The sequence below is a fragment of the Acinetobacter brisouioides genome, from assembly GCF_004331075.1.
Lineage (GTDB): Bacteria > Pseudomonadota > Gammaproteobacteria > Pseudomonadales > Moraxellaceae > Acinetobacter.
The window spans coordinates 123,000-136,388 of the sequence record NZ_SJNX01000004.1 but is presented as its reverse complement, the minus strand read 5'-3'; the positions used below and the strand labels follow the sequence as shown (position 1 = coordinate 136,388).

Below are 13,389 nucleotides of genomic sequence, written 5' to 3'. Positions count from 1 at the left end.
ATTGTTCCTAAAATGGGTGTTTTTTTACTGAATGGGCCTCAATCATACCGAAGAAAAAACCGAGATGCATCTAATAAACTGCATCTTGCAACGACAATACAACGAATTGAGAAAAAACAAGTCTTATTGTACTTTATGCTAAAATAAAGCAGATTTTTTATCTTGGGTTTACCATGTCTGACGTTTCTGTTACCCCAGCCATTCAACTTAATACCCGTGGGCTGCGTTGCCCTGAACCTGTCATGATGTTGCATCAAGCAATTCGTAAAGCCAAATCAGGTGACGTGGTAGAGGTGTTTGCGACTGATCCATCAACCTCATGGGACATTCCAAAGTTTTGTATGCATTTGGGACATGAACTGTTGTTGCAGGAAGAACAGCTCGATGAACAGCAGAAGAAGGAATACCATTACTTGGTGAAAAAGGGTTAAGCCCGACAAAAGTACGGTTTACTTCAATGGATCACCCAGATGAATGCATAGCTCTATACCGATCTCATTGATGGTTATAGGATGAGATCGGTACTGAAAAATATACAGGTGCACCTTTAAGCTTTGAAGTGTTCAAAACGCTTAATCTGATCAGGAAAAATGCAATAAGCTACAAAAAATAATGAAAGTGTATTTAGCATTAAGCTTGAAAGATTAAACTTAGCTTGAGATGGTATCTGGGGTCGCAAAATGCACTCTGATGGTCACAAATCGGTATTTTAACCGCCTCTTTGTGTACCTTGGTACATGATCATTTTTACATCCCGATTGAGTTAGGAAAGCACGATGAACAAATTACATAGCATGACTTCAGTTGCAGCTTTATTGGCACTGTCAGTAACAGGTACGGCAGCTCAGGCAGCGGATAATCAGCCCGCTTCGGCCAGCAGTGTACAAAGCAGTAAAGCAAAAGATGGTCAATGTGGTGAAGCCAAACGCGTGATGATGAAAAAATCAACGCAACATAAAATAGTGCAGCATAAAAAAGCTGCTGATGCATCTTGTGGTGGTCACAAAGCTGGCGATGCTTCATGTGGTAGCAATCACTAAACCAAAGCCGATGCTAACAGTTTAGCAACTGTTAGCAGGGTGACGTGCTGAGGAATGTCATGCACAACTTGACAGGTGTTGGTTTAGGGTTACGGCGCGAGCTGATCGATGCGTTTTTGCTGGCTGAACAGTTACCTGATTTTATTGAAGTTGCGCCTGAAAACTGGATGGGGTTCGGTGGGCGACATGCCAAACAATTTGCGGCATGTGTTGAACGCGCGCCCCTGATTTGCCATGGCTTATCGTTGTCGATTGGCGGGTCGCATCCGTTGAATCTGGAATTTGTCGGACAGATTAAACAGTTCTTGAAACAGCACGCCGCGTTATTGTATTCAGAACATTTAAGCTATAGCCACGATGGTGGCTATTTGTATGATTTACTGCCCATTCCCATGACGGAAGCTGCTGTCAGCTATGTTGCTGAGCGGATTTTAAAGGTACAGGACATTTTAGGGCAGCGTCTAGTGATTGAAAATGTCTCAACCTATGCCATGCCTGTGGCCGAAATGACCGAAGCCGAATTTGTTGTTGCAGTCCTTAAAGCTGCGGATTGTGAATTGTTACTTGATGTCAACAATGTCTATGTCAACAGTGTCAATCACGGCAGTGATGCGCAGGAATTTATTCGTGCCATGCCGCCTGAACGGGTGCGTTATCTGCATGTTGCAGGGCATCAGCAGGTCAGCCCCGATTTACTGATCGATACGCATGGTGCTGCAATTGCCGATCCTGTCTGGCAATTGCTGGTATACACCTATCAACAGATCGGCGTGCGTCCAACCTTGTTAGAACGTGATTTTAATCTGCCTGCATGGTCAGTGTTACAACAAGAATTGCAACAGATCCGACAGATTCAGCAGGGGTATGCAGATGCAAACCAAGCCTGATTTTCAGCAAGTTCAGCATCAGTTTTGCCAAGCGCTTCGTCAGGCTGATCCTGCGCAATTGCCGCTGGTGCAACCTGAGCGTTTGCAGTTGTACCGTGAACTACTGTTGAACAATATCACCAGTTTTATTGACAATGTTTACCCGATTGCCAAAAGTCTACTTCCTGAGTCACTGTGGCAGCAGTTGATTCATGATTTCTTTGCCAAAGAACAATGTCAGTCTCCATTTTATAATGAGATTTCCCTGCAATTTCGTGACTATCTCAATCGGGAGCAACACGCTGCCCTTGAGCAATATCCATGGTTGGCTGAGTTGTTGCAATATGAATGGCTGGAACTGTATCTGGATACGATCGAATTATCAGACAGCACATTAGAAAACTCAGAACAGTGGCAACTCACAACACAAGTTTGGGTATTGGTGTATCAGTATCCCGTGTATCAGTGGCAGTTGGGCATATCTATCGATGAATGCCAACCGCAGCCGAGTGCGATTATGGCATGGCGTGAAGTGGAGGATCAGATTCGGGTTGATGTGCTGCATCCTGTCATGGCAATTTTAATCGAACAACTTAGCCAAGGCCCCCAATCGACTGAACAGTTAACACAGGTGCTTGAGCAGTATTTTCCACAGTGGAATGCAAAGCAGTATCAGCAGCAGCTCGATGAATTGGCTGTTTATTTGCAGCAACAAGGTTTACGTGACTGACAAACAGAATGAGCCTGTGTTAGGTAGCTCGTAACTACGCCAGTCAGTCGCTTATCTTACGAAGTATTACTTCTCTGTGCTAAACCTCGAAGTTTTATGTCCTAACTGATAAAAAATCCCCGACGAATCGGGGATTTTTAGCTAAATTAAGCCGTAAACTATTCTTTTACATATTCGGGTAGTTTGGCCCGCCACCACCCTCAGGTGCAACCCAGGTAATGTTCTGTGATGGGTCTTTAATATCACAGGTCTTACAGTGTACACAGTTGGCTGAGTTAATCTGGAAGCGTTTTGAACCGTCACTTTCTTCCACAATTTCATAGACGCCTGCTGGGCAGTAACGTTGTGCAGGTTCATTCCATTTTGGCAGGTTAACGTTCACAGGAATCGAAGCATCCGCAAGTTTCAAATGCGATGGCTGATTTTCTTCATGCACAGTATTGGAAATAAACACCGACGATAAACGGTCAAAAGTCAGTTTGCCATCTGGTTTTGGATAGTCAGGTTTAAAGCTGACTGCATCCACCGTTTTTAACGCTTGGAAGTCAGGAAGCAAATCATGCAAAGTAAATGGAATGCGGAACACATTTTGGTCAATAAAGTTGAACCCACCACCAATCCATGTGCCAAACTTATGCATCGCAGGGCCAAAGTTACGTGAGTTATATAACTCTTCTTTGAGCCAGCTATTTTCATATTTTTGTGTGTAGGTGATAACTTCTTTAATAAAGACATCATCGCCTTCAGTCACACGGGCATAACCTACTTCACCACCTTGTGCCACACCCGCAGCAATGGCCTCAAAGATCGCTTCACCACAAAGCATGCCTGATTTCATGGCAGTATGTGAGCCTTTGATTTTGGCAAAGTTTAAGAAACCTGCATCATCACCGATCAGACAGCCGCCTGGGAAAGTCAGTTTTGGTAGAGAATTAAAACCACCTTTGACCACCGCACGCGCACCGTAGGAAATACGCTTACCACCTTCCAGAACTTGCTTGATCAGTGGATGGGTTTTCCAGCGCTGCATTTCCATAAATGGATACACATGTGGATTCTCATAGGACAAGTCGGCAATCACGCCCAAAGACACTTGGTTGTTTTCCCCATGATATAACCACCAGCCACCTGCAGTGCCCGTTTCAGCAAAAGGCCAGCCTGTGCCATGCATCACCAGACCTGCCTGATGTTTTTCAGGATCAATTTCCCACAGTTCTTTAATACCAATACCGTAGTGCTGTGGATCTGCATCTTTATCCAGATTGTATTTGGCAATCAGGCGTTTACCCAAGTGACCACGGCAGCCTTCTGCAAACAGCGTGTATTTGGCATGTAGCTCATAGCCTGGCGCAAAGTTATGGGTTGGCTGACCGTCTTTGCCAATGCCCATGTCACCCGTTTGGATACCTTTAACCGAACCATCTTCATGGAACAAAATCTCAGATGCAGCAAAGCCTGGAAATACCGAAACTTCGAGTTCTTCGGCTTTTTGCCCTAACCAGCGTACTACATTGCCCAAAGACACCACATAGTTGCCATCGTTATGCATGGTTTTTGGTACCATCCAGTGTGGGGCTTCTTTATGTGTGCTGTCTGATAGTAAGAAATAGGTTTTGTCCTGAGTCACAGGGACATTCAGTGGAGCACCTTCTTCCTTCCAGTTTGGAAAAAGTTCATTCAGTGCGCGTGGCTCAAGTACCGCCCCAGAGAGAATATGCGCGCCAACTTCGGAGCCTTTTTCTACGACACACACGGATAGATCGGGTAAATTGTTTTCAATTGCGAGTTGACGGATTTTGATTGCAGCAGAAAGACCAGATGGTCCTGCGCCCACGATCACGACGTCAAATTCCATCGATTCGCGTTCGATGTGCTCCATGTAGGACTCCTCATATTGCAAAAGGGTGGCAACCAAATCTGTAAGCTGGTGCTGCCATGAGTGTTCTTTGGGTATAGATCAGTATTTCGGTTAGTATAGATTCAAACCGCATTCAGTCCACTGACTGAGAGGGCTGTATTTTCTGTCAAATAGGGCATAAAAGCGATGGCAAATCAAAAGATTTCCCCCGATATGAGCAAAAAAACATCAAGTCACGATGATAAAAATTTTAAACAGATTACTCAATACTTAAAAGATGGACAGCAAAGTCACAAAAGGTCAATTCTCCCTCTTGACCAATGGCACCCAAAGCATTGTGGCAAAATGGATTTAACCATAAAATCCAACGGTGAATGGTGGCACGAAGGTCAACGCATGACGCGCCAGAGCCTGATTGACCTGTTTTCCAGCGTGCTTTGGAAAGAAAACGATACATTTTATTTGAAGACACCCGTCGAGCAAATTGAGATTACCGTTGAGGATGCACCGTTACAAATCAGTCAGGTCGATCAGGTCAATATTGATGGAAAATGTTATTTGCAATTGACCACCACCAATCAGGATATTGTGATTGTGGATGCCGAACACCCGATTTTTATGCAGCAATACCACGGTGAGTGGCGTGCTTATGTGCATGTCCGCTTTGGCTTAAATGCGTTGATTCAACGCAGTTGTTTTTATCATTTGGTGGACTATGGAACATTGAGTGAAACTGAGCAGGGTGACAGTATTTTGTCTTTACAAAGTGGTGATTTACTCTTGCAATTACGTAGCTGAGGTTTAAGCTTTATAGGTATATTTGATTGCCATTGAAGTCTGACCATGACCGCAATACAGCCTCGACCGCTTGTTTCCCAAGCCGTGCCCAAAGCCGATGCCCATGCGCCCATCGGGATTTTTGATTCAGGAATTGGCGGGTTATCTGTTGTGCAGGAAATTGCCAAACATTTACCCAACGAACGCATTATATATTTTGCGGACACTGCACATGTACCGTATGGGCCACGCTCAGGTCAGGAAATTCGTGAGTTGACTGCAAATGCAATCGAATGGCTATATCGTCAGGGATGTAAAGCTGTAGTGGTGGCGTGTAACACAGCTTCTGCGTTTAGTCTGGACTATTTACGTGAGCACTATGGTGAAAATTTTCCGATTATTGGTTTAGTGCCTGCACTTAAGCCTGCCGTCCTGCAAACCAAAACCAAAGTGGTTGCTGTACTGGCAACGCCTGCAACTTTTCGCGGACAACTGATTAAAGATGTCATGCAGCATTTTGCAGAGCCAGCAGGAGTTCAAGTTTTGCCTGTCACCTGTTTGGAGTTGGTTCCTTTAATTGAAGCTGGACAGCAAATGACTCCGCATTGCTTAGATGTATTAAAGCAATGTTTGACTCCTGCGGTTGAGCAGGGCACAGACTGCTTGGTGTTGGGCTGTACACATTATCCATTTTTGAGTGAAGCAATTCGGCATATATTTGGCAACCAGCTTAAGCTGATTGATTCGGGGTTAGCTGTGGCTCGACAAACATCACGTATTTTAAGCAAACACGCTTTACTCAATGATCAACCGATGTCTGGGACGCAAATTTACTGCTATGCCAGTGGTGGTAAGACCCCACAGTTAGTGACAGTGATTGAACACTTGATGCCGTTACATTTACATTGGGAGATTGCAAATCCTGCACTGTGATTTATACTGAATCGCTATTTTTTTATATGAATTATAAATTAAGTCTGTTTTATTTCTTACAGTACACTCAAGAGCATAATTATGGTCGATAAACGATACCAAGTGTTTATTTCAACTTCGGGGCAGGAAATGTTACCCGAGCGGAGTGTACTGTGTCAGACCTTGGTTGGAATGGGGTTTTTTGCTTGGGGGCTCGAACAAAAAACCCCTTTAAGTACAGCTTTGGCGCGCCGCCAAATCGATGACTGTGACTACGTGATTATGTTGCTGGGCAGCCATTATGGCGAGCAGTCTATGTCTGGCGTGAGTTATATGCAGCTCGAATATATTTATGCGGTCAGTAAAGATAAACCGATTATTGTTTTTTTACATTCAGACCCTGAGTCACGCCGTGATCTTTTGCCTAAAGAACCTGACATTGTGCAGGAAAAATTTCATGCCTTTCGCAAGATTTTGTTGCAGGAAGTGGAACATATTTTTTATTTTCGCAATACACGAGAGCTTGAATTAACAGTCAGAATGAACATGTCGAATATGTTGATTCGTTACCCTGCTTGGGGGTGGGTTCGTCCACAAAATACACAAACGTTAAATAATGAAATCGCTGCGCTCAAAGAAAAAATTAAAGGGCTTGAAGCACAGTTGGCAAAAAAAGCCCCAGATCCATTGTTAAGTTATCCTAAAATTACCAGTCAAGACACGTTTGAGTGTGAATATCAGTTACATGCTTATCAGGATGGTAATTTTAAAGAGCTGAAATTAAGCCGCCAAATGACATGGCTCGACATTTTACAGGTCTTATACAATGTCTTTAAAAACCCAACGCCAGAAGAATATTTTTCCATTCGCATCAATGATTATTTGAATGAAACTGGTTTAAAGGATGCACAGTTACAAATGTTACGTGCGCATGCGGTGGCACGTTCCCAGATTAATTTTCGAGTCTTGCAAAACATTAAGCAGCAGTTACGGCAAAGCGACTGGATTGTCCCTGTCGGGCGTGATGACCGTCAACGCACCTTGTGGAAATTTACCGAGAAAGGCTTGAGTTTGCTCGATAAAATGACAGCAAACAAAGCATCCTTATGATATGTTGCAAGCAGTGTACAATCAGCGCATGAATGGATGTTCAGTGTGAATAAACCCAAGATTACTGTCATTTTAGCCAACTTAGGCACGCCAGATGCAGCAACCGTACCTGCGGTACGTGAATTTCTAAAAGAGTTTTTGTCTGATTCTCGAGTCATTGAAATCCCCAAACTGCTTTGGCAAATTATTTTGCGGGCTTTTATTTTGCCATTTCGCCCAAAACGGGTGGCACATGCTTATGCTTCTGTGTGGGGTGAAGACTCGCCGATGCGAGAAATTATGTTTCAGCAAGTGGCATGGTTAAAGCCACGACTTGAAGCAGCTTACCCTGAGTTTGAATTGAATATTGTGCCTGCCATGAGCTATGGCAATCCAGGGCTAAAAGCGCTGTTGCAGCAGCTTCCACCACAAGAACATTTGCTGGTCTTTCCATTATTTCCGCAGTATTCAGCAACGTCGACTGCACCGCAGTACGACCAGTTAGCAGCATGGATGATGCAGCAACGCAATTTACCTGGCTTGACGATTATTCGCGATTATTATCAGCATCCGTTATACATTCAGGCATTGGCAGAAAGTGTACGCAATTACTGGGCTGAACATGGCCGCGCTGAAAAACTGCTCATGTCATTTCATGGTATTCCACAGCCTTATGCTGACAAGGGCGATCCGTATGCCGAGCGCTGTCGCATCACCGCAGACAAAGTGGCACAAGCTTTGGGTTTAAATGATCAGCAATGGGCCATCAGTTTCCAGTCTCGCTTTGGTAAGCAAGAGTGGGTTAAACCTTATACTGATGCCTTGCTGATTGAATGGGCACAGCAAGGGGTCAAATCTGTACAAGTGCTGAGTCCTGCTTTTTCGGCAGATTGTTTGGAAACCTTGGAAGAGCTTGCTATTCAAAATGCCGAGCTGTTCAAAGCACAAGGCGGACAGTCTTATGCCTATATTCCTGCTTTAAATACTCAGCCACTGCATTTGCAGTTGTTTGAACAATTGTTGTCGGCGCATCTTACTGCGTTACAACAGACTTTTGCCAGTTACTGAGAATCGCCATGCTTCAAGTTAAAATTGTTCCTGTCACCGCATTTGCGCAAAATTGTTCAATTGTTTGGGATGATGATAGTAAACAAGCTGTGTTGATTGACGCGGGTGGTGATGCGCAAAAATTGCAACAAGAAGTTGAAGCACTCGGTTTAACCGTAGAAGCCCTTTGGGTCACGCATGGGCATTTAGATCATGTTGGTGCGGTGGGAGAGCTGGCACGCGTGTGGCAAGTACCTGTGATTGGCCCACAGCAAGAAGACCAGTTTTGGCTCGATGCTTTGCAAGACGTTTCAGCGCGTTATGGTTTTCCGATTCCTGAGCCTGTTCATGTAACGCAGTGGCTTGAAGGCGGAGAAACCTTAAGTTTGGGGACACACCAGTTTGAGGTGCGTTATGCCCCAGGACATACACCAGGGCATGTCATGTTCTACAGTGCCGAATATGGTCTACTTTGGACAGGTGATGTGCTGTTTAAAGGCTCGATTGGTCGCACTGATTTTCCACGAGGTGACCATCAGCAACTATTGGATTCTATTCAACGTGAATGCTTTAGCCTACCCAATGACACCCAGTTTATTTCAGGGCATGGGCCAATCAGTACCATTGGTTATGAAAAGCAATTCAATCCTTTTGTTGCCAACAAAGCAGGCTAGGGCCTGCTTTGTGCTTTTATCGGGGGCGTCTTTCATCAGTCAATTTTATTTCGCTCTCTGAGAGAAAAATAAAGAGGGTGTAAACCATGATGAAAGAAATCTATGATCGGTTAAAACTCATCGTCCTGTTGTGAAATATCGGATTGCGGTGCATCTTGAGTGGGCAGACGATAATCTTCATTTGCCCATGCCCCTAAATCAATCAGTTTGCAGCGCTCTGAGCAGAATGGACGATAGGGATTGTCTTCCCATTGACTTGGTTCACCGCAGCGCGGGCAGGGAAAGGTACGAGGCATGAGAAGCTCCTACAAAAGCGTTTTCGGGTAGGCATTTGGGCAAGCACTTGTTAGACTTGTGCCATTTTGTGAATAGTTTGATCTGATTATGCATCTTCGTCAATTTCAAGCCCAGCGTATGCAAGCGCCACGTGATTTTCAAGCCATTGAAAATCAGCCTGTTTGTGTAGAAATCGGTGCAGGCAAAGGAAAACATGCGGTTTTGTTTAGCCAACAGCAACCTCAGTCGATGCTATATGCGATTGAGCGAACTCGCGAAAAATTTGAAGCGATGCAAAAACAGCATCAATTGTCTGACGTAAAAAATTTGTTTCCGATCCATGCCGACGCTTTGCCGTGGATTACCCATGCGCTGTATCCTGCACAGGTGGAGCAGTTCTTTATTTTGTATCCAAATCCTGAACCGCATAACCCCGCGCAGCGTTGGTTGAACATGCCATTTTTCGAGTTCATTCTGTCACGTTTACAGTTTGAGGGGCAAGTCACTCTGGCCAGTAATATTCCTGAATATATCGAGGAAGCAGAGCAGCAGTTAAAAGAGATCTGGAAATTACCGTATGAAAAACAGGTGATTGCTTCTGACTCAGCGCGCACGCATTTTGAAGTGAAATATTTGGAGCGTGGTGAATTGTGTCAGCAATTGATTATTCGTAAGCCTGCTGATTACGTTACCCGTTTTGATGATTTTATGCCACTGTTGGGACAAAGCCATGCAGGCTAAGGTTGCCATTGTTGGGGCAGGGCCTGCGGGATTGATGGCAGCAGAAATGCTGAGTCAGTCGGGTTATGCGGTTGAAGTGTTTGAACAGATGCCTTCTGCGGCGCGTAAGTTTCTCATGGCAGGTAAAACGGGACTAAATATTTCCCATGCTGAAGCCTTGCCTGAGTTTATTCAGCGTTATGATCATGCAGATTGGCTCAAACCATGGTTGGAACAATGGGATGCGACGTGGATTCGCCAATGGATGAGTGACTTAGGCATCGAATCTTATGTTGGTACATCGGGGCGGATTTTTCCAGTTGAAATGAAAGCTGCACCATTGCTTCGTGCATGGCTCAGACGTTTAACTGATGCAGGTGTGGTGTTTCATTATCGGCATCGTTGTGTCGGCATTCAGCCTGAGCAAGTGCTGTGTTTTCAAAATACCCAAACGCCCGATGCCTCTGTGATTCAACAAAAATTTTCAGCGATTATTTTGGCCTGTGGCGCAGTGTCTTGGTCGCGTTTAGGCAGTGATGGTGCATGGCAAACATGGCTGAAACCTGAAGAAATTCAAACTTTTCAAGCCAGTAATGCGGGTGTGGAACGTGTTTGGTCAAGCTATATGCAACCTGTATTTGGGCAGCCTTTAAAGCGGGTTAAAGCTTGGGTAGATCATGCTGAGCAGGCCAGTCTGGGCGATATCGTCATTACCCAATACGGCTTAGAAAGCGGGCTGATTTATAAATTTAATCGTGCGCTCCGCCAACAAACTTCCATGCAGCTGTACTTAGATTTGTTGCCCGAATTGACGCAGGCTGAATTGGTTCAAAAGCTACAGCCGCATAAAAAACAGTCCATGGCAAATATCTGGCGCAAGGCAGGCTTGGATACTGCAAAAGCCAATTTAGTCCGTGAGCTTGTTTCTAAAGATCTTTGGCAACAACCTGAAGCTTTAGCCGCCCAGATTAAACAACTCCCGATTGCTTTAACAGGCTTTCGCCCGATTGATGAAGCGATTAGCTGTGCAGGCGGAGTAAAGCAAGATGTTCTCAGTGAAGCCTTACAACTCAAACAGCATGCAGGCATTTTTTGCTGTGGTGAAATGCTAGATTGGGATGCGCCAACAGGAGGTTATTTGCTCACAGCCTGTTTTGCAACAGGGCGTGCCGCGGCACAGGGTGTAGTGCAGTTTTTAAGCTAAAGCCTGCATTTTTTTGTTATGCTGACGCCACGATAAATACAACATGAGGGAAGACAAATGTCTGAAACGATCTATCGTGGCAGTTGCTTATGCCAAGGCATTCAATACGAAGTACATGGTGCAATTGGTGATATGCTCGAATGTCATTGCCAACGTTGTCGTAAAGCCAATGGTAGTGCGTATGCAGTCAATGCCCCGATTCGTGTTGCAGACTTTAAAATTGTGCAGGGTGAGCACTTACTGAAAAAATATCAGTCAACTGCAACGACACAACGTTGTTTCTGTAGTGAATGTGGTTCACCAATTATCAGCGTGAAAGCAGAAACACCAGATTATTATCGCCTGCGTATTGGCACACTGGATACGCCTTTACAACAAAAACCAATCATGCATATTTTTGCAGCATCGAAAGCAGAGTGGGATGATATTTGTGATGCATTGCCACAGTATGCCGAACGCCCATAAAAAGATCGGGAAAAACGATTTTTCATGCCGATGAAAAATCGTCTAAGATAAGCTCATCTGGAGATGGCATTCCTCCTGTAACAAACCGCCATATCGGCTAATGATGCCTACGTCACCCTTCATCTAGACAGGGTACGTGGGTTTGCGTGCGTACTCTGTTCAGGAGTACTTCTATGTTTTACTCATTCTTTGCTTATGCTCTTTTAGATCTGTGCTAAAGGAGACAGATCATTATGTATTATTCGCTCATTTCAATTGCCTTAGGCTCTGTCCTCGGTGCGTGGACACGCTGGTTTTTAGGTTTAAAGCTCAATGCGATCTACCCAGAAATTCCACTTGGAACAGTAGCAGTTAATCTGATTGGTGGTTTTATTATTGGCTTTTCGATTGCATTTTTTGCACAAAGTAGTCTGAGTCCAAACTATAAATTATTTGTCATTACAGGGTTCTGCGGTGCACTGACCACATTTTCAACTTTTTCTGCTGAAATTATGAATTTGTTACAAAATGGCAAACTCAGCCTAGCATGTCTTGCAATCTCGGTGCATTTGATCGGTTCATTACTGTGTACCTTTCTGGGAATGGCAGCACATCATTATTTGACCGCACAGGCTTGAATTGGAGGCAGATATGCAAGGCTATTTATTGCGTTTTTATACGGAACAAAAAGTTCAATATCGAGGTAAGCCGTTGTCTAAATGGTTACTTGGAGTCGCCCAACAGTTTAAGATCCAAGGGGCAACAATTTTGAGTGCATTAGAAAGTGTAGGTCGGCAAGGAGAAAGCCATTCTAGTCGTTTTTTTGAGCTTGCAGACCAGCCGATTCAAGTTGAACTCGTTGTGACTGCCCTGCAGGCAGATGAGTTGCTGGATTATTTGCAGCAGCAAGAGTTGTCCTTGTTTTATGTCAAAATTCCTGTCGAATTTGGTTCGCTTGGACAATTAACATAAAAGACTCGCTTAAAAGCTGAATGCTGGTCAGTTAAGAAATTGACTGGCATTTTATTTTTAAACTGATGTGGTGATATATTTTGTGGCGATGTTTCGGCAATGCTTTAACCATGACAACATGGTAGAAAAAACTGTTTTGGGGTAGGAGTACTGCACTTCAAGCAGCTTTCCTTGCGAGGCTTCGCTTATTATTCGTAAAAATTAGAAAATAGCATAGATTTAAGTATTTATTTTTTATAATTATTTAAAAATTAAGGAGATCATTGATCATCTCCTTAACTAATCAGCACTCAACTGAGCGCCTATCTTTTGATGAAAAAGCGATACAGGATTATTTTGCTGCTAAAGCTTGACCTTCAAATTTAATCCCTTGCCAGCCATGTTGCATAAACTGACGGATGTTTTGATGGTCAGTGCTTTCAGGCGTTGCTAAGACCGCAGCATAATGTTCCGCAAACAATGCAAGTGTATCTTCTGGGTTTAAGCCATTTAACTGTGCAAACGAAAAGACTTTAGCACTGCCTTGATTTTCAGTGCTGGCATTATGCTGTGCACCATTTTGAAAAGCGGTTGGGGTATGGGTGTAATGCTGTTCGATGTAACTCATCACATCTGCAAATTTAGCTTGTCCATTTTTTAATTGCTCTAACAGGGCTTGAGCCATAGTAACCTCGATGATTTTTCAAAATACAGCGAAGCATAGCATTGTTCTGACACATAAAAAAAGAAGCCTAAAAGGAGGATAGATTTTAGGCTTCGCAATAAATTGAGTTTCAATCA

The 13,389-nt window shown here is 44.0% G+C and carries 17 protein-coding genes and 1 riboswitch; of the genes, 14 read left to right on the top strand and 3 right to left on the bottom strand.

Translation table 11 applies throughout. The annotated features are described in order from the left end of the window. Positions 1–173 precede the first annotated feature (173 nt). From tusA to E0H77_RS07035, 4 genes are all read left to right on the top strand, one after another. A complete protein-coding gene (gene tusA, locus E0H77_RS07050; protein WP_131376255.1) occupies positions 174–431 on the top strand; it encodes a sulfurtransferase TusA in 258 nt (85 codons plus the stop codon). Between the two features lie 345 nt (positions 432–776). Then, the gene (locus E0H77_RS07045; RefSeq protein WP_131376252.1) at positions 777–1,040 is read left to right on the top strand and encodes a hypothetical protein; all 264 of its coding nucleotides are present in this window, start codon (positions 777–779) and stop codon (positions 1,038–1,040) included. Positions 1,041–1,099: 59 nt separating this feature from the next. Beyond that, entirely contained in the window at positions 1,100–1,927 is an 828-nt protein-coding gene (locus E0H77_RS07040; RefSeq protein WP_131376249.1) for an HvfB family MNIO-type RiPP peptide maturase, read from the top strand. Further along, positions 1,911–2,636 carry an HvfC family RiPP maturation protein gene (locus tag E0H77_RS07035; RefSeq protein WP_131376246.1) on the top strand — a complete coding sequence of 242 codons (726 nt, stop codon included), beginning with the start codon at positions 1,911–1,913 and terminating at the stop codon, positions 2,634–2,636. Before E0H77_RS07040 ends, E0H77_RS07035 begins: the two co-directional genes overlap by 17 nt. Before the next feature lie 166 nt (positions 2,637–2,802). On the opposite strand, the gene E0H77_RS07030 is transcribed toward E0H77_RS07035, so the two are convergent. Continuing rightward, on the bottom strand, positions 2,803–4,515 hold the full coding sequence (locus E0H77_RS07030; RefSeq protein ID WP_131376243.1) for an electron transfer flavoprotein-ubiquinone oxidoreductase: 1,713 nt from the start codon (positions 4,513–4,515) through the stop codon (positions 2,803–2,805). A 165-nt stretch (positions 4,516–4,680) separates the two neighbouring features. On the opposite strand from E0H77_RS07030, the gene E0H77_RS07025 reads away from it, so the two are divergent. The 5 genes from E0H77_RS07025 to E0H77_RS07005 all read left to right on the top strand — a co-directional run bounded on the left by E0H77_RS07025 (position 4,681) and on the right by E0H77_RS07005 (position 8,993). Next, the gene (locus tag E0H77_RS07025; RefSeq protein ID WP_131376241.1) at positions 4,681–5,292 is read left to right on the top strand and encodes a DUF1285 domain-containing protein; all 612 of its coding nucleotides are present in this window, start codon (positions 4,681–4,683) and stop codon (positions 5,290–5,292) included. Positions 5,293–5,337: 45 nt separating this feature from the next. Then, complete coding sequence (gene murI, locus E0H77_RS07020; RefSeq protein ID WP_131376238.1) at positions 5,338–6,204, top strand: glutamate racemase; 867 nt, start codon at positions 5,338–5,340, stop codon at positions 6,202–6,204. A gap of 81 nt (positions 6,205–6,285) precedes the next feature. Continuing rightward, positions 6,286–7,293, top strand: coding sequence for a DUF4062 domain-containing protein (locus E0H77_RS07015; protein WP_131313705.1), 1,008 nt, complete (start codon positions 6,286–6,288; stop codon positions 7,291–7,293). 36 nt (positions 7,294–7,329) lie between these two features. Beyond that, positions 7,330–8,340 carry a ferrochelatase gene (gene hemH, locus E0H77_RS07010; RefSeq protein WP_131376235.1) on the top strand — a complete coding sequence of 337 codons (1,011 nt, stop codon included), beginning with the start codon at positions 7,330–7,332 and terminating at the stop codon, positions 8,338–8,340. Between the two features lie 8 nt (positions 8,341–8,348). Next, positions 8,349–8,993, top strand: a complete 645-nt coding sequence (locus E0H77_RS07005; protein ID WP_131376230.1) for an MBL fold metallo-hydrolase — start codon at positions 8,349–8,351, stop codon at positions 8,991–8,993. Positions 8,994–9,103: 110 nt separating this feature from the next. On the opposite strand, the gene E0H77_RS07000 is transcribed toward E0H77_RS07005, so the two are convergent. Continuing rightward, the gene (locus E0H77_RS07000) at positions 9,104–9,289 is read right to left on the bottom strand and encodes a DNA gyrase inhibitor YacG (protein WP_045794382.1); all 186 of its coding nucleotides are present in this window, start codon (positions 9,287–9,289) and stop codon (positions 9,104–9,106) included. A gap of 82 nt (positions 9,290–9,371) precedes the next feature. Between E0H77_RS07000 and E0H77_RS06995 the strand changes: the two genes are divergently transcribed. The 5 genes from E0H77_RS06995 (at position 9,372) to E0H77_RS06975 (ending at position 12,609) form a co-directional block, all read left to right on the top strand. Continuing rightward, positions 9,372–10,010 carry a class I SAM-dependent methyltransferase gene (locus tag E0H77_RS06995; protein WP_171478323.1) on the top strand — a complete coding sequence of 213 codons (639 nt, stop codon included), beginning with the start codon at positions 9,372–9,374 and terminating at the stop codon, positions 10,008–10,010. Further along, entirely contained in the window at positions 10,000–11,193 is a 1,194-nt protein-coding gene (locus E0H77_RS06990; protein WP_131376224.1) for a TIGR03862 family flavoprotein, read from the top strand. The genes E0H77_RS06995 and E0H77_RS06990 overlap by 11 nt, the downstream gene beginning before the upstream one ends. Positions 11,194–11,250: 57 nt before the next feature. After that, a complete protein-coding gene (locus E0H77_RS06985; RefSeq protein WP_131376221.1) occupies positions 11,251–11,658 on the top strand; it encodes a GFA family protein in 408 nt (135 codons plus the stop codon). Positions 11,659–11,708: 50 nt separating this feature from the next. Further along, positions 11,709–11,775: riboswitch (Fluoride riboswitch) on the top strand. Positions 11,776–11,891: 116 nt separating this feature from the next. Then, positions 11,892–12,275 (top strand): fluoride efflux transporter CrcB, encoded by a 384-nt coding sequence (gene crcB, locus E0H77_RS06980; protein ID WP_004749785.1) that lies wholly within the window; start codon positions 11,892–11,894, stop codon positions 12,273–12,275. Positions 12,276–12,288: 13 nt separating this feature from the next. Then, positions 12,289–12,609: a DUF190 domain-containing protein gene (locus E0H77_RS06975; RefSeq protein WP_131376218.1), complete on the top strand. Its 321-nt coding sequence runs from the start codon at positions 12,289–12,291 to the stop codon at positions 12,607–12,609. A 331-nt stretch (positions 12,610–12,940) separates the two neighbouring features. Here the strand turns inward: E0H77_RS06975 and E0H77_RS06970 are convergent, their stop codons facing one another. Beyond that, complete coding sequence (locus E0H77_RS06970; protein ID WP_131376215.1) at positions 12,941–13,273, bottom strand: HopJ type III effector protein; 333 nt, start codon at positions 13,271–13,273, stop codon at positions 12,941–12,943. Positions 13,274–13,389: the final 116 nt, after the last annotated feature.

Bases quoted from the DNA above. Each gene is read 5' to 3' on its own strand.
- tusA (WP_131376255.1), top strand. From the start codon at position 174: ATGTCTGACGTTTCTGTTACCCCAGCCATTCAACTTAATACCCGTGGG.
- E0H77_RS07045 (WP_131376252.1), top strand. From the start codon at position 777: ATGAACAAATTACATAGCATGACTTCAGTTGCAGCTTTATTGGCACTG.
- E0H77_RS07040 (WP_131376249.1), top strand. From the start codon at position 1,100: ATGCACAACTTGACAGGTGTTGGTTTAGGGTTACGGCGCGAGCTGATC.
- E0H77_RS07035 (WP_131376246.1), top strand. From the start codon at position 1,911: ATGCAAACCAAGCCTGATTTTCAGCAAGTTCAGCATCAGTTTTGCCAA.
- E0H77_RS07030 (WP_131376243.1), bottom strand. From the start codon at position 4,515: ATGGAGCACATCGAACGCGAATCGATGGAATTTGACGTCGTGATCGTG.
- E0H77_RS07025 (WP_131376241.1), top strand. From the start codon at position 4,681: ATGGCAAATCAAAAGATTTCCCCCGATATGAGCAAAAAAACATCAAGT.
- murI (WP_131376238.1), top strand. From the start codon at position 5,338: ATGACCGCAATACAGCCTCGACCGCTTGTTTCCCAAGCCGTGCCCAAA.
- E0H77_RS07015 (WP_131313705.1), top strand. From the start codon at position 6,286: ATGGTCGATAAACGATACCAAGTGTTTATTTCAACTTCGGGGCAGGAA.
- hemH (WP_131376235.1), top strand. From the start codon at position 7,330: ATGTTCAGTGTGAATAAACCCAAGATTACTGTCATTTTAGCCAACTTA.
- E0H77_RS07005 (WP_131376230.1), top strand. From the start codon at position 8,349: ATGCTTCAAGTTAAAATTGTTCCTGTCACCGCATTTGCGCAAAATTGT.
- E0H77_RS07000 (WP_045794382.1), bottom strand. From the start codon at position 9,289: ATGCCTCGTACCTTTCCCTGCCCGCGCTGCGGTGAACCAAGTCAATGG.
- E0H77_RS06990 (WP_131376224.1), top strand. From the start codon at position 10,000: ATGCAGGCTAAGGTTGCCATTGTTGGGGCAGGGCCTGCGGGATTGATG.
- E0H77_RS06985 (WP_131376221.1), top strand. From the start codon at position 11,251: ATGTCTGAAACGATCTATCGTGGCAGTTGCTTATGCCAAGGCATTCAA.
- crcB (WP_004749785.1), top strand. From the start codon at position 11,892: ATGTATTATTCGCTCATTTCAATTGCCTTAGGCTCTGTCCTCGGTGCG.
- E0H77_RS06975 (WP_131376218.1), top strand. From the start codon at position 12,289: ATGCAAGGCTATTTATTGCGTTTTTATACGGAACAAAAAGTTCAATAT.
- E0H77_RS06970 (WP_131376215.1), bottom strand. From the start codon at position 13,273: ATGGCTCAAGCCCTGTTAGAGCAATTAAAAAATGGACAAGCTAAATTT.